Origin of the sequence: Anaerotardibacter muris (assembly GCF_943192915.1) — a bacterium.
Classification (GTDB): domain Bacteria; phylum Actinomycetota; class Coriobacteriia; order Coriobacteriales; family Eggerthellaceae; genus Anaerotardibacter; species Anaerotardibacter muris.
Genome location: NZ_CALPCD010000001.1, coordinates 277414 through 293644, shown reverse-complemented (window position 1 = coordinate 293644; position 16231 = coordinate 277414). Strand labels below are relative to the sequence as shown.

At 56.9% G+C, this 16231-nt stretch carries 17 protein-coding genes; 9 read left to right on the top strand and 8 right to left on the bottom strand.

Annotated elements, in window-relative coordinates:
- Positions 1-9: 9 nt before the first annotated feature.
- Positions 10-900 carry a TatD family hydrolase gene (locus tag NFR25_RS01070; protein ID WP_251197403.1) on the bottom strand — a complete coding sequence of 297 codons (891 nt, stop codon included), beginning with the start codon at positions 898-900 and terminating at the stop codon, positions 10-12.
- On the bottom strand, positions 897-1679 hold the full coding sequence (locus tag NFR25_RS01065) for a tRNA threonylcarbamoyladenosine dehydratase (protein ID WP_251197402.1): 783 nt from the start codon (positions 1677-1679) through the stop codon (positions 897-899). Before NFR25_RS01065 ends, NFR25_RS01070 begins: the two co-directional genes overlap by 4 nt.
- A 222-nt stretch (positions 1680-1901) precedes the next feature.
- Here NFR25_RS01065 and NFR25_RS01060 point away from each other — a divergent pair, with 222 nt between their 5' ends.
- The gene (locus NFR25_RS01060; protein ID WP_251197401.1) at positions 1902-2750 is read left to right on the top strand and encodes a baeRF8 domain-containing protein; all 849 of its coding nucleotides are present in this window, start codon (positions 1902-1904) and stop codon (positions 2748-2750) included.
- Between the two features lie 224 nt (positions 2751-2974).
- On the opposite strand, the gene NFR25_RS01055 is transcribed toward NFR25_RS01060, so the two are convergent.
- Positions 2975-3520: a TetR/AcrR family transcriptional regulator gene (locus tag NFR25_RS01055; RefSeq protein WP_251197400.1), complete on the bottom strand. Its 546-nt coding sequence runs from the start codon at positions 3518-3520 to the stop codon at positions 2975-2977.
- 114 nt (positions 3521-3634) lie between these two features.
- On the opposite strand from NFR25_RS01055, the gene NFR25_RS01050 reads away from it, so the two are divergent.
- The gene (locus NFR25_RS01050) at positions 3635-3961 is read left to right on the top strand and encodes a hypothetical protein (RefSeq protein ID WP_251197399.1); all 327 of its coding nucleotides are present in this window, start codon (positions 3635-3637) and stop codon (positions 3959-3961) included.
- 74 nt (positions 3962-4035) lie between these two features.
- Here the strand turns inward: NFR25_RS01050 and NFR25_RS01045 are convergent, their stop codons facing one another.
- Positions 4036-6978, bottom strand: coding sequence for an insulinase family protein (locus tag NFR25_RS01045; protein ID WP_251197398.1), 2943 nt, complete (start codon positions 6976-6978; stop codon positions 4036-4038).
- A 70-nt stretch (positions 6979-7048) separates the two neighbouring features.
- Here NFR25_RS01045 and NFR25_RS01040 point away from each other — a divergent pair, with 70 nt between their 5' ends.
- The 3 genes from NFR25_RS01040 (at position 7049) to NFR25_RS01030 (ending at position 9547) form a co-directional block, all read left to right on the top strand.
- Positions 7049-7282, top strand: a complete 234-nt coding sequence (locus NFR25_RS01040) for a hypothetical protein (protein ID WP_251197397.1) — start codon at positions 7049-7051, stop codon at positions 7280-7282.
- 119 nt (positions 7283-7401) lie between these two features.
- The gene (locus NFR25_RS01035) at positions 7402-8391 is read left to right on the top strand and encodes a diaminopimelate dehydrogenase (RefSeq protein WP_251197396.1); all 990 of its coding nucleotides are present in this window, start codon (positions 7402-7404) and stop codon (positions 8389-8391) included.
- 7 nt (positions 8392-8398) lie between these two features.
- Entirely contained in the window at positions 8399-9547 is a 1149-nt protein-coding gene (locus tag NFR25_RS01030) for a YeiH family protein (protein ID WP_251197395.1), read from the top strand.
- A gap of 31 nt (positions 9548-9578) precedes the next feature.
- On the opposite strand, the gene NFR25_RS01025 is transcribed toward NFR25_RS01030, so the two are convergent.
- From NFR25_RS01025 to amrA, 3 genes are read right to left on the bottom strand one after another with little or no spacing between them, the layout of a single operon-like run.
- A complete protein-coding gene (locus NFR25_RS01025) occupies positions 9579-10424 on the bottom strand; it encodes a gamma-glutamyl-gamma-aminobutyrate hydrolase family protein (protein ID WP_251197394.1) in 846 nt (281 codons plus the stop codon).
- Between the two features lie 30 nt (positions 10425-10454).
- On the bottom strand, positions 10455-11354 hold the full coding sequence (gene amrS, locus NFR25_RS01020; protein ID WP_251197393.1) for an AmmeMemoRadiSam system radical SAM enzyme: 900 nt from the start codon (positions 11352-11354) through the stop codon (positions 10455-10457).
- A 14-nt stretch (positions 11355-11368) separates the two neighbouring features.
- Positions 11369-12883: an AmmeMemoRadiSam system protein A gene (amrA, locus tag NFR25_RS01015; RefSeq protein ID WP_251197392.1), complete on the bottom strand. Its 1515-nt coding sequence runs from the start codon at positions 12881-12883 to the stop codon at positions 11369-11371.
- 368 nt (positions 12884-13251) lie between these two features.
- Between amrA and NFR25_RS01010 the strand changes: the two genes are divergently transcribed.
- The 4 genes from NFR25_RS01010 to queF all read left to right on the top strand — a co-directional run bounded on the left by NFR25_RS01010 (position 13252) and on the right by queF (position 15735).
- Positions 13252-13671 carry a 6-pyruvoyl trahydropterin synthase family protein gene (locus tag NFR25_RS01010; RefSeq protein ID WP_251197391.1) on the top strand — a complete coding sequence of 140 codons (420 nt, stop codon included), beginning with the start codon at positions 13252-13254 and terminating at the stop codon, positions 13669-13671.
- Between the two features lie 27 nt (positions 13672-13698).
- Positions 13699-14367, top strand: coding sequence for a putative 7-carboxy-7-deazaguanine synthase QueE (gene queE / locus NFR25_RS01005; protein WP_251197390.1), 669 nt, complete (start codon positions 13699-13701; stop codon positions 14365-14367).
- Entirely contained in the window at positions 14367-15140 is a 774-nt protein-coding gene (gene queC / locus NFR25_RS01000) for a 7-cyano-7-deazaguanine synthase QueC (protein WP_251197389.1), read from the top strand. The genes queE and queC overlap by 1 nt, the downstream gene beginning before the upstream one ends.
- 103 nt (positions 15141-15243) lie before the next feature.
- On the top strand, positions 15244-15735 hold the full coding sequence (gene queF / locus NFR25_RS00995) for a preQ(1) synthase (protein WP_251197388.1): 492 nt from the start codon (positions 15244-15246) through the stop codon (positions 15733-15735).
- Between the two features lie 39 nt (positions 15736-15774).
- On the opposite strand, the gene NFR25_RS00990 is transcribed toward queF, so the two are convergent.
- Positions 15775-16200 carry a hypothetical protein gene (locus NFR25_RS00990; protein WP_251197387.1) on the bottom strand — a complete coding sequence of 142 codons (426 nt, stop codon included), beginning with the start codon at positions 16198-16200 and terminating at the stop codon, positions 15775-15777.
- Positions 16201-16231: the final 31 nt, after the last annotated feature.

Below are 16231 nucleotides of genomic sequence, written 5' to 3'. Positions count from 1 at the left end.
CAGCGACGATCATTCACCAATACCAAAGATATGCGCTACGTTGCCTGCGATAGCGGGGAGCACTTCGGGTCCGCGGATCTCAGCGATCAGTTCATAAGCTGAAACAAGTGCGCGCTCGTAGTCTGCGCGAGCGTTCTCGAACCGGTCCGGATCACCTGCATTATCAGCCGTTTCATCAGGCAGATCTGTTTCGACAAGCAAGCGATCGAGCGGAATGGCCTTGGCATACTCACGTCCCCGGCGCGAATTTAGCATCAAAGAATTGACCGAGAAGTAGCAGCCAAGCTCTCGTGCGCGTTGCAGTCGATCGCCTGAATCAGAGAACCAATGGAAGATGATGGTATTGCCCGATAACAGGCCGAATTCCTCGAGCAGATCCATGATCACGTCCGCGCTTCGTACCGCATGGAACGAAAAGACACGCCCCGCATGCGCTTGCGTGTTCGCAGTATGTTCGGGTTCGCCCTGACAAGCCGCAAAGATGGTGCGCAAGGCCGAAACCTGTGCCGCCTCGGCAGCTTCGTCACTATCGAAAGCGCACGTCCACATGCCTTTCTTGCCGAAGTCGAGCCCAACCTCACCAATATAGGGCGCCTGCGCAAATTCGATCGCGGCCGATTCCAGGTCAAGGGGCGAAAGCTCTCCAAGCGATATCCACCACGGATGTGCGCCGATGCCAACCTTCACGGAATCTAGATCGGCGAATACTTTTCGTGCGCGCGTGAAATCTGCAGGCGTTACGGTGGTGGAGAATGCGCCCGCGAACTGATGCGTTGCCCACGCTCCGAATCGCATCGGTTCGGGTGCGAATGAAAGATGCGCGTGCGCATCGAACAATGCGCTCGTATCGAGCAGGCCGTTCAAGTTGTGCGCTGTTGCTTCTGCACCATGGTCGCTCATGACGCGTCATCCATTCGGTCGTTGAATCCTGCCAGGTCGCGCAGTACTTCGCCCGCGATCATCTGTCCGAAGATCGGTGGCACGAACGATGCAGTGCCCAGGTCCTTGCGCTCACTGCGTTCCCAATCCACGCCCATGTCCGTGTCGATGGGCTGTTCGCACGAATACAGCACTTTCAGCTCGGTGATGCCTCGCTTGCGTCCCTCTTTGCGCATGATGCGGCACAGCGGACAGTTCACCGTGTCGTAAAGATCAGCGATCTTGAAGCATTCGGGCTGCACTTTGTTTGCGCCGCCCATGCTACTGATCAGCTTGAATGAGTATTTCGGGGCCAACTCTGCCAGCTTCAACTTGGCCGAGATGGTATCGATGGCGTCCACCACGTAGTCCACATCGCGCGCGTATTCATCGAGGAATGCTTCCATCTCTTCCTGGCGCAGGAATTGGAAGAATTTGGTCACCTGCGCTTCGGGGTTGATATCCTTGATCATGCCCTCCATCACGTCAACCTTGCGCTGGCCAAGTGTTGAATAGAACGCGATGGACTGACGATTGATATTGCTCTCTGCCACCACATCGCGGTCGAGGATGGTGATCCTGCCCACGCCGCCGCGTGCGAGCGCTTCGGTGCAGTTCGACCCTACGCCGCCCACGCCAAGCACCATCACGTGCGAATCCATGATCCGCCGCAATGCCTCTTCTCCCCAGATCGTCTGCAACTTCTCATAGCGCGCTGGCAACGGACGTTGCTCTTTGATCACCTGTACGTTCTCCGCCATATTCCTTCCTTGTCCAGTCCCTTAATCTTACCCTACATCCACAGCACCTCCCATAACCCCCAAGTTTGCAGCGTTTCAACTGAAAAATTACAGCTTCTTGTCAAAGTAACAGCCCTTCGGTTCACTTCGCCCAACAGTGATACTTTAGAGATGCAGCAAGACGAACGGATCGTCCGTTTCGCGCTCGCTGCAGGAATATCCGTTATTACAAGGAGGCTCATCATGCGTCCAATTCATCACACTAAAGATACCGTCAAGGTCATCAACGATCTTGCTGATCTTGCGCCGGCCACTGAAGGCCCGGTCGTTTCGCTCTATCTTCCCACCGAATACAAGCAGCTCCGTTCGAACAAGGAGCGCATCGAGGTGAAGGATCTTATCAAGAAGGCGAAGCAAGAGATCGACGCGCACTATGCCGAGCAGCCTAACAACAAGATCATCGTTCACCTTGAAGACGTGCTCAATGCTCCTGATGAAGCGGTTTGGCGCAATGCGGAAGCAGGCGTCGCGCTCTTCGCGAACAAGGATCAGGTCTTCATCTTCAACCTGTATCACAAGGTAGAGCCACAGGTCTTCGTGGGCGACAACTGGGAACTTGGTCCGCTCGAGGGCGATGCGTTCCAACAGACCGACTATTACATCTTGGCCGTCTGCACCGATCGCTTCGGCCTGATCGCGGGTCATGGCAATTATCTGCAGCGCGTTGACGTGAAGACCGATGGCATCGCTGATCAGTTCGGCGATGTGATGCATGACTTCAGCGACGCGCCAGCGCTCGATCATCATGCGCTGATGGACAAGCTGAACCCCTATCACGATCACCGCTCGCGCAACGATGTGACCGAGCTTGAGAGCGAAAAGTTCTTCCGCTACATCAATAAGGCGGTCGAAGGTACGCTGCTACGCAATAGCGAAGCACCAGTCATCCTGGCAACGCTGCCGGAGCATCAGACGAAGTTCCGCCAGATCTCGACCATCCCGCACCTGAAGGAAAAGGGCATCGAGAAGGACCCGGTCAGCATGAATTCCAAGCAGCTGGCTCAGGCAGCTTGCGCGATCCTTGAAGGTTAGACGAGCGCTGAAGAAAACGATCCACGCGCAGGGAGAAGCGCGTAGAACAAGCGGAAAGCTTGGAGGATGGAAGCAGGGACCCGATTCGGGTCCCTGCTTTTTGCTGGCTTGATGAATGCAAGGCCGGGGCAACCCTGTCCCGAAACTGTCCCGGACAAGTTTGCTCCCGGCCTGAAAACGCCTCAGCCGTCAGTTGTTAGCCGCTAGTCGCCAACAACCCTGCGTTACGCGACGTTCGCGCACGCCAGGATGATATCCGCAAGCTCGCTGCGCGACTCCTTGCATCCCGATTCTAGCCACATCGACACGATACTGGTCGTTCCCGCCGCTGTGAACAGCAGTTTGTACTTGCTCACACGTTTTTCGCGCGAACTCCTCGCCGGCACGATATCCTGCATGTTGCCCTCGAGAGACTCAAGGATCCCGAACCCGTCGAACAAGTTGATGTTCTCCAGAAACACCCGGAAAAGCCGCTTGTGTTCTTCGACGAAGCGCAGATAAACCTCCAAATACTTGCGATCCTTCAGCGCAGTTTCGCGCGGCAGGTGCTCGAAGCTCGCGAAGAACTCGCGCATGGTCGCATCCTTCACCTCGTTCAGCAGGTCGAGCGTATTGTCGTAGTGAGAATAGAACGTCGAACGGTGCGCGCCGGCTGCCTTGCACACGTCGGTCACGGTGATGGCACTGAAGGGTTTTTCCTCCAGCAATTCAATGAGCGCCGAATCCATGCGCTTCGCCATGTTCGCGAATTTCGACTCAGCCTTATCCATATTTCTCCTTAACCCGACAGATGTTGTGATGTATGTTGTTGTCCGCCCAGGTCACACGGCTTAGACTTAAATCAAAACTTAAAACATCATATGTCGTTTTGAAAGGAATCTCAAATGGAAAGAAGTGCTCAACAGATCGTCGACATGTACACTTATGAAGGCCCCGAGAACACGGTCGAGGACCAGATCGTGAGCATCGAGAATTCGATCCTCAAGCGCGCCAGCATCAAAGCGATCACCATCGGCATCATCGGATGCCTGCTCCTAGGCATCGGCATGAGCCTGACCATGCTCGCGACCGACTTCTTCGTGCTGGGAATCATCGTTGGTGTGGTGGGGATCGCGATCGTCTGCGCGAACTACCCGCTCTATCGCCGCTCCCTCCAAAAGATGCGCGAAGCCGCAAAACCTCAGATCATGAAACTCGCCTCGCAACTGTAAGGCCCGTTAATGAAGAAGCTTGCGCGCCGGGTCGTTCGTTTCATACGCGCCCTCGGCCTCGAATTGCCTTCGGGTTAGTAAAGTTCGGTCACTTCAAGGTCGAGGGTGGAGGATTCGATCTTCTCTTTGTTGCCGAAGACGCAGATGATCTCATGTTCCGCCAGACGCTCGAGCGCTGTCCCACGGGAGCGCAGTTCATCGATGGTGGTGGCGAGCATCTCCGCGCGCAGTTTCTCGCGCCAATCGAGCGGCAGGTTCGAGAAGTACATGCTATCCTGACGCTGCGCCAATGCGCGTGGCTTCACCGGCGCATCGTACGAGGCCACCGCACTGATGATGTAGCCGCGCAGCTCTGTCTCGCTCGGATCGAAGCTTGCCAGCCACGCACCCGTGGCGTTATAGATGGTCACCGTGCTATCCAAGTTCGGGTCGCGGAACGAATAGAACATCACGGTGCCCGTTCGTGTTGCGCGATACCCCGCACCATACGCGCCGCCCTTAACGCGCACCTCGTTCCACAGGTAGTCGTACGAAAGCGCACGCGTGACGATATTGGTCACGCCGTCGAACGGCACCGCGTCGATCTCGCTGCGATTCGTGCCCGCGCCCACATAGCACACATCGCTCGGCACGATGAACGCCTCGTTCTTGGCAACTGGCTGCGGCACCTCGAGCACACGCTCGTGACCGCCGCTCGCGCCTGTCGAGTGCAGGTCGAAGGTGTCACCCACTTCCCATACGCGTGCCAAGTCTTCGCGCGGACCCGCGAAGCTCAGCACCATGTCGGTGGTGAAGATGTGCTCTGCCAGCTCACCCAGCTTTGCCACCAGTGCATCTGCACGTTCATCGAAGTGATCGAGCAGGTCGCGCAGGAAGAAATAGAAGCCAACGCCCGAGATCTGATCGATCAGCTTGCCCGCGTAAGTGAGTCCTGCTGCGATGCGTGCCATCGCAGCCGCGTTGCCCATGGTGGAGAAATTCTGCTCCATGGCGATACGCTGCTGTTGCAAGATGGTCTGGATGCGCTCGGGATCGTTGAATTTCGTGCGTGCCCAGATCTCGCGCGGTAGCATCACCGCATGGTCGACGTTCTTCGATAAGCAACTGGTGGCCACGATGAACTGTGGTGCGATGCCCTGTGGTGCGCTCGCATTCTCGTACGTGGTCGCTGAAAAACGCAGGCGTCCCAAGTAAAGCTGCGAAAGCGTGTCCAGCTCCGCCGCTGTGTATCCTTCCGTATCCAGCTTGCCTAGCAGTCCTGCTAGCAAGCTCACATACGGCATATCTTCGAAGCTCACGCCATCGAGCGGAAAATAATACGAAAGATAGTCGATGCCATGGGTGTGAACATCATGGATGATGCTCGGCTGCGGCGTAGCAGAGTCCGCATGCCATGCGGGCTCGACCGGCGCTTCGGCGATGTCCGCTAACTCCAGAAGCGGCAACGTTGCCAACGCCTCGGGGCTGTCAGGCTCCATCTGGATGCGCTGCAACTCAGCGGCATCGGCCATGATGGCCTCGAGCTGTGCATCATCCATCGTGGACTTCACCGCTGCCAAGCGCTGCTCTTCCTCGGAAGATTCAGCCGCCATCGGCACGACTTCCACCAGTGCACGATGGTCATTTGTCAGCAAGACCTCTTCGAGCAGCTCTTCGAAATAGCGCGTCTCGAGCTTTTCACGCAGCGAAGCGAACGTGGTCTCGAAGCGCAGCGGTTCAACAGCGAGCGTATCGTCGTATAGCCATGAAGATAGCGCATTCACCGCCAAGATAACACCTGTTGACGTGCCGAAATCTCCTTCGCGCATGGTGAATTCCGCGTGCGCGATAGCACCTTCTATCAGCTGCTTATCGATGCCGTTTTCCACGAGCGTCCGCGCTTGTTCCTCTACGCAGCGCTTGAATGCTCGTGCTTGCTTGGGCTTGATGCCCTTGGCTTCGATCAACAAGAACGGTTGCAGGATGGATTTGTTCATGTAGTCGAACACATCTCCCGCGAAGCCTGCTTCCAAGAGCGCCTTCTTCAGCGGCGCCTCATTGCTGCCCATCAGTGCGTCCATCAGGATATCCACCGCGATGATGCGCTCGTTGTCCGCCGCCGTACCGATGACATACCCCAGTCCCGCGCACGCGTTCTCGGGTGAAGTGTTCATCTCGATCACTACGTCATCAGCCACCACAGCATCTTGGAACTCCAGCGGGTTCGGACACTTCGGGGACAGGTCCGAAACTGTCCCGGACACTTTGGGGACAGGCCTCGATCCTTCAGCATCAGCACCAAGATAGCGCTCGTCCAAGAATGCCAGCACGTTATCGATATCCATGTTGCCATACAGCGTGATGTAGCTGTTGTCCAGGCGATAGTGGCGCGCGTGGTTGTCCAAGAAGTCCGCGTACGTTAGATCCGGGATCGCGCTCGGTAGACCGCCCGATTCGAAACGATATGCAGTGTCAGGGAACAGTGCCGCCTGCAGCGCATCGTAGAGCACGTTATCGGGGTCGCTCATCACGCCCTTCATCTCGTTGAATACCACGCCGTTGTAGGTCAGCGGCGCATCGGCTGACTCTAGTTCGTAGTGCCACCCTTCCTGTTTGAAGATGGCCTCGCGCCGATAGATAGCCGGATGCAGCACTGCATCCAGATACACATCCATCAGGTTCATCAAGTCCTTCTCGTTCGTGCTCGAAACGGGGTAGACCGTCTTATCTGCGAACGTCATCGCGTTCAAGAATGTTTGCATCGAGCTCTTCAGCAGATTCACGAAGGGCTCCTTCACGGGGAATTTGTCCGACCCACACAGCACCGAGTGCTCCAAGATGTGGAACACGCCCGTGTCGTTGGCTGGCGGCGTCTTGAAGCTGATGGAGAACGCCTTGTCGTTGTCGTCGTTCGCCAGATACAGCAGGCGTGCGCCGCTTGCGTGGCGCATCACCGTAGCGGTGCCGTCGATCTCGGGCAGATCTTCATGGATTTCAACGGTGAAACCGTATGTGGTGCTTCCAGGTTGAAGATTCATGTTGGATTCCTCACGTTCATGTTCGCGTTAGATGTTCGCGTCAGATGTTTGCATTAGGTGGTTGCGATAGGTGGTCGCGTTGATTCGCCTCCCGCTTGGTTGGTCGTCGCTGGCAAGCGGCAAGCCGCCGCGCGTGTTCGTTCTCCTCGATTATAGAAGACCTGCCGCAACCCTGCGCGCCCACAGTTCGATCGCCATCCAATCGGCATTCGATCCGCAGATCGCGCAAGCCGCGATTCTCAACCGCAGCCACAACCCGCAACCTACAACCCACACCGCGCAACCCACAACCCACAACCCATAACCCACAACCCACAACCCACACCGCGCAAACTCAACCGCGCGCCCACGCCCCCGCGTCCGCGCCTGCAAAACTGCTATCCTGAATCCTGTACATTTTCACGCATCGCACAGGAGGCTCACATGGCGAACACGCGCATTGCAATTCTTGGTTATGGAAACTTGGGTAAGGGCGTTGAACTGGCTTGTCGCCAGAACGACGACGTGGAACTGGTGGCTATCTTCTCACGCCGCGACCCAGCGAGCATCAAGCCCCTCACGCCGAACGTCCCGGTCTATTCTGTGGCCAACATCGGCGAATTCACCGACGAAGTTGACGTGCTCGTTCTTGGTGGCGGCAGTGCTACCGACCTGCCCGAACAGACCCCTGGCTATGCGAAGCTCTTCAACGTGGTCGACTCCTTCGACACCCACGCCAACATCCCGCAGCATTTCGCAGCGGTCGACAAGGCGGCGAAGGAAAACGACACGGTAGCCATCATCTCGGTAGGCTGGGATCCGGGCATGTTCTCCGTGGCGCGTCTCTACGCGAATTGCATCCTGCCCGAAGGCGCCGATTATACCTTCTGGGGTCGTGGCGTTTCCCAGGGCCATTCCGACGCGATCCGTCGCGTACCTGGCGTACTCGATGCGCGTCAGTACACCGTGCCTGTGCCAGCAGCGCTCGAAGCGGTTCGCAGCGGTGCTAACCCCGAGCTGACCACCCGCGAAAAGCACACCCGCGAGTGCTTCGTTGTGGCAGAAGAAGGCGCCGATCTGGCCGCTATCGAAAAGACCATCGTCGAGATGCCGAACTACTTCTCCGACTACGACACCACGGTCACCTTCATCTCCCAGGAAGAGCTCGACCGCAACCACAAGGGCATTCCTCATGGCGGTTCTGTCATCCGCACGGGTGTGACCGGCGCAGACAAGGAGAACAAGCACGTTATCGAGTTCTCGCTCAAGCTTGACTCAAACCCTGAATTCACCGGCAGTGTACTGGTGGCTTGCGCACGCGCGGCACATCGTATGAGTACCGAAGGCATGACCGGCTGCAAGACCATCTTCGATATCCCGCCAGCATACCTTTCCGCTCAGTCCGACGAAGACCTGCGCGCCCATATGCTCTAAGCCTCTCGTGATTCTTCTTGAGAAACTGAAACTCTATGCGCCTGGCGTGATGGTGTGTGCAGCCATCGCGCTGGGCTGCACTTTTTTAGGCCAGCTATTCCCGCTGGTCGGCGGCCCGGTCTTCGGCATCTTGGCGGGCATCGCCATCGCGCTGGTGTGGAAGCGCCGCAGACGCACCAGTCAGGGTATCTCCTTCACCTCGAAGAAGGTGCTTCAGTATGCGGTCATCCTGCTTGGTTTCGGGTTGAATCTTGCTGAAGTGGTGCGCGTAGGTGCTCAGTCGCTGCCCGTTATCATCTCTACCATCGTCACGGCATTGCTGGTCGCCTTCGTGCTGTGCAAGGCGCTGAAGATCCCTGAGCGTATCGCTACCCTGGTGGGTGTGGGCTCATCGATCTGCGGTGGTTCGGCTATTGCGGCAACGGCACCTGTTATCAAAGCGCGCGATGAAGAGGTTGCCCAGGCCATCTCGGTCATCTTCCTATTCAATGTTATAGCTGCGCTCGTGTTTCCCACGCTTGGCACCATGTTGGGTCTGTCCAACGAAGGTTTCGCGCTGTTCGCTGGTACTGCCATCAATGACACCTCGTCGGTGACCGCAGCCGCAGCAGCGTGGGATGGTATGCACCCTGGTGCGAACACGCTCGATCAGGCAACCATCGTGAAGCTGACCAGGACGTTAGCTATCATTCCTATCACGTTCGTGCTCGCGCTTTGGGTCGCACGCAAGGAACGCCAGCTTGCCGAATCTGCAGCGCTTGAGCAGCGTGCAGTGAGCGGAGAAGTAACGGGGAATGAAGGCGAAGGAGCGAAGGCGTTGCACGATGCGCAAGCTGAAGTGGAAGAGCCGCTGAAGACCGCACGCAAGGATGGCTTCAGCTTGAAGCGATCCTTCCCGCTGTTCATCCTCTGGTTCTTGGTAGCATCCCTGATCACCACCATCGCAGTGGGATGCGGCGTGTCTGCGGATATCTTCAGCCCTCTGAAGACCCTTTCGAAATTCTTCATCACCATGGCCATGGTTGCTATCGGCCTGAATACCGACCTGGTGCGTCTGGTGAAATCTGGCGGCAAACCTATTCTTTTGGGCTTTTGCTGCTGTCTGGCCATTGCGGCCGTAAGCTTAGGGATGCAAGCTGCTCTCGGCATTTGGTAACTGGGGACAGATTTGAACCCGTCCCCAAAAACTACTGAATCTTCGGCTGACGATCGATGAAGGAAACTTGAGGCCAAACGAAGCCTGTGTGAATGCGATCGATGGCAATGTTGGCACGCTTTTCGTGCTTGCGATCAGCTTCCTCTTGGCAGGCATCTACAAAGCGCTCGAACAGTAGATTCATCGAACTGCGCGTACCCAAGAACTCTGGATGCCATTGCACGCCGATGGTGAAAGGTTTGTCTGGATGCTCCACCGCCTCGATCAGCCCCTGGTCATCGTAGGCTGCCGCGCGCAATTCGGGCGCAAGCTCCAAGATGCCCTGATGATGCATGGAATTCACCTGAGTCGAATCCGTCTGCAGGATGCGCGCGATGCGCCCTGAAGGTTCGAGTGAGACATGATGCGACGGCTGGTCGAACGGCGTCTTCTGAAAATGGTCCGCGAACTGCGTATTCAGGTTCTGCTGCGTGGTCAGATCCAGATGAAGGCTTCCCCCGTAGAAGATGTTGAGCATCTGCATGCCACGACAGATGCCCATCAAAGGCACGTCGAATTCATCGCTGTAACATAAGATCAGATGCTCGAGCTCTTCGCGGCCGGGCAGATGATCGGTCACGCTGGGGTCGTCCTCGGTGTCGCCATAGCGCACCGGATCGATATCCTTGCCGCCAGTCAGCAAGAAGCCATCCATGTGCGGGAAGATGGTCTCGTACGCACCCACGTCGTCGGTCACGGGCAGCAGATACGGCTTCGCACCCGCAGCTCGAACAGCCAGTTCGTAGCGATCTATCCCGTCGTCATACGGCGCGGGCAGCTTGGTCGGCACGATGCCGATCACGGGTTTATGATGCGAATTCTGATGCTCTTTCGCCATGGGTCGCGAACCTCCTCCCGCGCTATTCTACTAGCAATTACCGAGGTACACAAAATCCAGCGATTCGCGCGCCACATCCGCCAGCGCGTGCAGCGTATCGAGCGGGGTCGGCTCTAACTGCAACATCTTATAGCAGGGGAAGAAACGCGTTACATGAAGCGGGATCTGCGGATCGAGCGACGCTATCCATGCCGCTTCTTTCGCCATCTGATCAGGAGAATCGTTCAAGCCAGGTACCACAAGGGTGGTCACTTCCAGATGAAGGTTCGGTTCATTTGCCATAGCCTCGATGGTCGCCAGGGTCGTTTCAAGATCGCCACCGAGCCGTCTATAGATGGCAGGCGTGAAGCCCTTCAGGTCGATGTTCGCCGCATCGATCAAAGGCAACAGTTCCGCAAGTGGTTCAGGGTTGATCTGCCCGTTCGATACCAGCACGTTCTTCATCCCGCGCTGGTGAACCTCTCGTGCGCAATTGCGCACGAATTCGAAGCCGACCAGTGGTTCGTTATAGGTGAAGGCCACGCCGATATTGCCCTGGAGCGCGAACATGCTGGCCATCTCTGCGATGTCGGCTGGCTCCATCTGCCGCCATTCCACGTGCGCGGGGCCAACCTGAGCGATCGAAGCGTTCTGACAGTAGCCGCAGTGCATGTTGCAACCATACGACCCGATGGAGAGTATGCTCGATCCAGGCATGAAGCGCGCGAGCGGTTTTTTCTCGATGGGATCGAGCGCCAGAGAAGTTATACGGCCATAATTCTCGTCGATCACCACGCCGTCGCGGGCGATGCGCGCCTGACAGATGCCTCGCTGTCCTTCAGCGAGCGAACACCGATGAGGGCAGAGAGTGCAGAAAGCGCGCTTATCAGGGCTGGCCATTGCGGATTCAACCTTGCCCCCGACCTCGGCGTTCGGTTCACTGCCAACCATGTTGCCCACCATCATCACGGAATGCGTGCTTCGCCACCCGTGGTGTGACGTACCACGCGGAATCGTTCGAGCGAAACGTCGGTCTCGGTCGGCGGAATACCCGCCTTCGCTTGTGCGATGGCAACCTGTTCAGCAACGGTATTGATGTCTTCCAGATTCGGAAGCAGCAGTCCGCGACGGTTGCCCTTGCTCACGATGACGCCGTATTCGTGAGGGTCAAGATCGTCGGGTGAATCCACCGGCTCGGGCGGGAAGAGCACATCGACCGAATAGGAAAGATAGTCCAGCTCGTTGGCTTGAATGGGATAGAAGCGCGGGTCGCTGCTGCATGCCGAGATAGCATTATGGATGATCTCTTGGGCTACGCAGTCGCGCGTGGGCGCGATGGTGCCGATGCAGCCACGCAGATCACCATGTTCATGGATCGAAACGAACACGCCCGCACGCGCATCAGCTAGTTCAGGAGCCAAGCCGTCAGGCATCAGCAAGGGGCGCTGCGTGGTGACGAAGTATTCGACCGACGCACGAGCCAGTGCCACGAACGGGTCGACCCCGCTGCCGCCCGTATCGGGCGAAGCATCAGGTTGTTGAACAGGGGAGGAAGGATCCTCATCCACCAGATTCGCCTCGGTCTCACCTTCGACCAACGCGGCATCGCGCGCTGCCTTCAACTCCGCTGCCTCTACCATCGCGGTATCTTCAGCGGCTTCAGCTGGCGGCTCTTCCGCGCCAACAACTTCGAAGCATGCTACCGCGTATCCAACACCGAACGGTCCTTCGTAGCTGAGCAGTTCGCTGGTGTGGTCGCATCCTGCTAGCGCACCAGCCATCATCTGGAATGAGCGAAGCCCGCATTCGGCAGCTTCTTCGCAGAAGAGGTCGTCGAACGCGAATAGATCGTCAAGCGCACCAGTCTTGAAGATCGATGCGATGGCCTGATCGAATTGCGGACCCGCTTCGTTGAAGCCATACGGTCCATCGGCGGTGAGCTTGTGAGAAAGATCTCCGCTAGCTATCAGCACCACGCGACGGTCGAGCATATTCGCAGCCAGCTCGAAACAGCGTCCCATCAGGCGATGTTCGCGCTCGGTCAGCCCAGAGAGCCCCACGCGGATAACGGTGGTGCGCGGTAGGAAATCACGCAGGAAATACAGCGGAACGTAGGTGGCGTGATCCATCGGCCCCTCGTATTCATCACCCATGCCAATGGGGATGTTCGCCTGGTTCGCAAGGCTTGCGATCAGTTCCGCCAGATCGCGGTCGCCATCCACGCTCAGCGTTGAATCAGCTGCGCCGAACATCTCCAGATCGCCTTCGAGCGTTTCAGCATTCGAGATGAAGAACCCATCCGAAAACAGTGGCGCATGCGGCGACGTGACGATGATGGTATCTGGACGATGGCGCTCGATCCGACGAGCCACCTCGGTGTACGCGTCGATAGTATCCTGAATGGCCGCTTCCTGACCCTTGCCAACCGCAGGCACGATGAGCGGCGGATGCGGAACCGCATAAGCTGCAACGATGCTCATAAGAAACCCCTTTCCGAGGTGAATAGTTCCCGACCATTGTAATCCCTATCCATGCAAAAATTGTTCGTACCATTTAGCTGTTTATAAGCTGTGATTGGGGTTATGTATGCTGAAGGGCTTTCTCGAGAACTTAGGCGCCAGTGAGGTATCAGATTCTCTCGATGTACAAATATTCATTAATAGGACATCGAGCGACCGCACGAGCCCGAAGGGCGAGCAGGGTAGCGTGAGAATATGAACCTCGCAGGCGCGCGGCTTCTCGAAGCGAAGCGCTTCCGTGTATATTCAACTCCGCTCTCACAAAAATTGCTATAATGGCACGGACAGTTCGAAACCCATCCTGTCGTTAAACAAAACTAGGAGCGATTATGTACGGCCTCAAAACCGAAAGCAGCTTCGACGCTGCCCACTTTCTTACCGACTACCACGGCAAATGCGAAAACCTCCACGGCCATCGTTGGCGTGTAGTGGCTTATCTTGAACAAGACGAGCTGCAGACCGAAGGCACCATGAAGGACATGGTCATCGACTTCGGCGAATTCAAGCAAGCCGTCCGCGCGATGACCGAAGAGCTCGACCACTCTTTCATCATCGAAGAAGGCTCGCTGCAACCCAAGACCATCGCCTGTCTCGAAGAAGAGGGCTTCGTGCTCTCGCCCATGCCGTTTCGCACCACGGCGGAAAACCTTGCGCGTTATTTCTTCGACAAGCTGCGCGCCCAGGGCCTGCCCATTGCGCAGATCGATGTCTACGAGACCCCGAATAACTGCGCTATCTACCGCGGATAGTCCAGGTCAATGGTGAACTCTCAGCCAATGTTTCCCATCGCTGAGCGCTTCGTGAGCGTGAACGGTGAAGGCCTGCACGCGGGTCGTCTCGCGGCGTTCGTCCGCTTCGCCGGATGCAACCTGCGCTGCACGTACTGCGACACCGAATGGGCGCAGTCCGTTGATAGTGCGACCGAGCAGCGTTCACTCGAAGAGCTGGTGGAATGGGTCGCACAGCAGCCCGTTTCGTGCGTAACGCTGACTGGGGGAGAGCCCACGCTGCAGCCCGGTCTTGGTGCACTTGTTGCTGCGCTCGCCGCGCTCGATGGCATCGAGGTGGTCGAGGTCGAGACCAATGGCTCGGTCGACCTTGCGTTGCTTGCGAATGCGCGCCCTGAGAAGCTCCAGTTCACGATGGACTACAAGCTCCCATCTTCGGGAATGGAAGAGCGTATGCTGCCCGAGAACTTCGCGCTGTTTGGCGAACGCGACGTGGTGAAATTCGTCGCCGGCACCCCCGAAGACCTCGAAGCCATGGCGCGCATCGTGCGCACCTATGCTCTTGATGAGCGCTGCCATGTCTACATCAGCCCCGTCTTCGGCGCTCTCGAGCCTGCCGCCATCGTTGACTTCATGAAGGACCGCGCGCTCACCCGCGCCACCCTTCAACTCCAACTCCACAAGATAATCTGGCCCCACACTGAAAGGGGAGTCTAATGCCCGCAACACAAGGGGGACAGGTCCAAAACTGTCCGGGACACTTTGGGGACAGGCCAGCATCCCAGAATGCCTCAGGCGCGACCTGCCGATCTTCCGCCAAAGCGCTGGTGCTCTGCAGCGGTGGCGTTGATTCCACCACGCTGCTGGCCATGGCGGTCGAACGCTATGGTGCAGAGAATGTCTACGCCCTGAGCATCTTCTATGGCCAAAAGCACGACCGCGAGATCGAAGCCGCCAAGCAAGTTGCGGCTTACTATGGTGTTGAACAGCGATTTCTCGACCTGGCACCGCTCTTCGCAGAAAGCAACAGCTCGCTGTTGGCGAACTCGAGCGAATCAATCCCGCACGAGACCTACGCCCAGCAGCTCGAAAGCGACCAGCTCGTCAGCACCTACGTGCCCTTCCGCAACGGCCTGTTCTTGTCGAGCGCCGCGTCCATCGCGCTCTCGCTCGACTGCTCGGTCGTCTGCTACGGCGCACACCGCGACGACTGGGTGGGCGCGGCATACCCCGACTGCTCGCAAGAATTCGTTGACGCGATGGCTGCCGCTATCGACCAGGGAACGGGAGGCCAGCTGCAGCTTGCGGCACCGTTCGTGCAGTGGTCGAAGGCGCAGATCGTCGCCGAAGGCCTGAAGCGCGATGTGCCCTACGAGCTGACCTGGTCCTGCTACGAGGGGGCCGACCGCCCCTGCGGAACCTGCGCCACCTGCCTCGACCGTCAGCGCGCCTTCGAGCAAAACGGCACCACCGATCCGCTGCTAAAGTGAGGCGCGGCTAAAAGCAAATGCGAACTATCTACTGCAACCGCTAACCACTAGTCACCAACCAACTCCGCGAAGATCCCGCTTCGCGTCCAACGAAAGGAACCCCATGACCACCACCCGCGAATCTGAAGGCCTCGAACTTCTGGGCAACCAGCAGGTTTCCTACCCGACCGACTACGCGCCCGACCTGCTTGAAACCTTCGAGAACAAGCATCCCGAAAACGACTACTTCGTGAAATTCAACTGCCCCGAATTCACCAGCCTTTGCCCGATCACGGGCCAGCCCGACTTCGCCACCATCTACATCTCGTACGTGCCTGGCGCGCGCATGGTCGAGAGCAAGAGCCTGAAGCTCTACCTGTTCAGTTTCCGCAACCACGGCGACTTTCACGAGGACTGCGTGAATACCATCATGAAGGACCTCATTGCGCTGATGGACCCAAAATACATCGAGGTCTGGGGCAAATTCACTCCGCGTGGCGGCATCTCCATCGACCCCTACTGCAACTACGGCAAACCCGGTACTCCCTGGGAAGAGGTAGCCTGGACCCGCCTCACAACTCACGACCAAAACCCTGAACCCGTCGACAACCGCTAGTCGGGATACTGTGAGGCACAATTTAAATTATCTCTCGATCTAGTCAGCGCTTTTCGAGAGTTCAACAAGATTACTTTCAATTTTGCCTCTTAAGATTTTTGCGAAATGTTCAGGTATCAGGGATTCATTGTTTTCAGTGGTTAGCCAATATCTCCCAGTAAGATGTCCGTAATCACTGTAATCAATGGATGCATTCCATGAAGTTAGACCACTTTGTGATTTGACGTGTATGATTACGGTCATTTCGTTAATGTCAAACGATTCAATGCGGATTGTCTCCCTAGCAGCTTCGCGCGTCAACTCCGCGAATCGTTCTTTCGATATGCCGTCTGAGAAAACGCAGGGTGATTCTTTTCTGCGTTTTTCTTCCTCGAACAACCTTTTTTGTTCCTCAAAATATTCACCGAGGGCAATAAAAGGACTAGATATGATATCTAAAACCATTTTTCCGATATTCTTCAGCATCGCATCATACCTACTTTTTAACTCAATTTTT

Bases quoted from the DNA above. Each gene is read 5' to 3' on its own strand.
- queE (WP_251197390.1), top strand. From the start codon at position 13,699: ATGTTTCCCATCGCTGAGCGCTTCGTGAGCGTGAACGGTGAAGGCCTG.
- NFR25_RS01055 (WP_251197400.1), bottom strand. From the start codon at position 3,520: ATGGATAAGGCTGAGTCGAAATTCGCGAACATGGCGAAGCGCATGGAT.
- NFR25_RS01060 (WP_251197401.1), top strand. From the start codon at position 1,902: ATGCGTCCAATTCATCACACTAAAGATACCGTCAAGGTCATCAACGAT.
- queF (WP_251197388.1), top strand. From the start codon at position 15,244: ATGACCACCACCCGCGAATCTGAAGGCCTCGAACTTCTGGGCAACCAG.
- NFR25_RS01070 (WP_251197403.1), bottom strand. From the start codon at position 900: ATGAGCGACCATGGTGCAGAAGCAACAGCGCACAACTTGAACGGCCTG.
- NFR25_RS01065 (WP_251197402.1), bottom strand. From the start codon at position 1,679: ATGGCGGAGAACGTACAGGTGATCAAAGAGCAACGTCCGTTGCCAGCG.
- amrA (WP_251197392.1), bottom strand. From the start codon at position 12,883: ATGAGCATCGTTGCAGCTTATGCGGTTCCGCATCCGCCGCTCATCGTG.
- NFR25_RS01035 (WP_251197396.1), top strand. From the start codon at position 7,402: ATGGCGAACACGCGCATTGCAATTCTTGGTTATGGAAACTTGGGTAAG.
- NFR25_RS01050 (WP_251197399.1), top strand. From the start codon at position 3,635: ATGGAAAGAAGTGCTCAACAGATCGTCGACATGTACACTTATGAAGGC.
- NFR25_RS01010 (WP_251197391.1), top strand. From the start codon at position 13,252: ATGTACGGCCTCAAAACCGAAAGCAGCTTCGACGCTGCCCACTTTCTT.
- NFR25_RS01025 (WP_251197394.1), bottom strand. From the start codon at position 10,424: ATGGCGAAAGAGCATCAGAATTCGCATCATAAACCCGTGATCGGCATC.
- NFR25_RS00990 (WP_251197387.1), bottom strand. From the start codon at position 16,200: ATGCTGAAGAATATCGGAAAAATGGTTTTAGATATCATATCTAGTCCT.
- queC (WP_251197389.1), top strand. From the start codon at position 14,367: ATGCCCGCAACACAAGGGGGACAGGTCCAAAACTGTCCGGGACACTTT.
- NFR25_RS01045 (WP_251197398.1), bottom strand. From the start codon at position 6,978: ATGAATCTTCAACCTGGAAGCACCACATACGGTTTCACCGTTGAAATC.
- amrS (WP_251197393.1), bottom strand. From the start codon at position 11,354: ATGGTTGGCAGTGAACCGAACGCCGAGGTCGGGGGCAAGGTTGAATCC.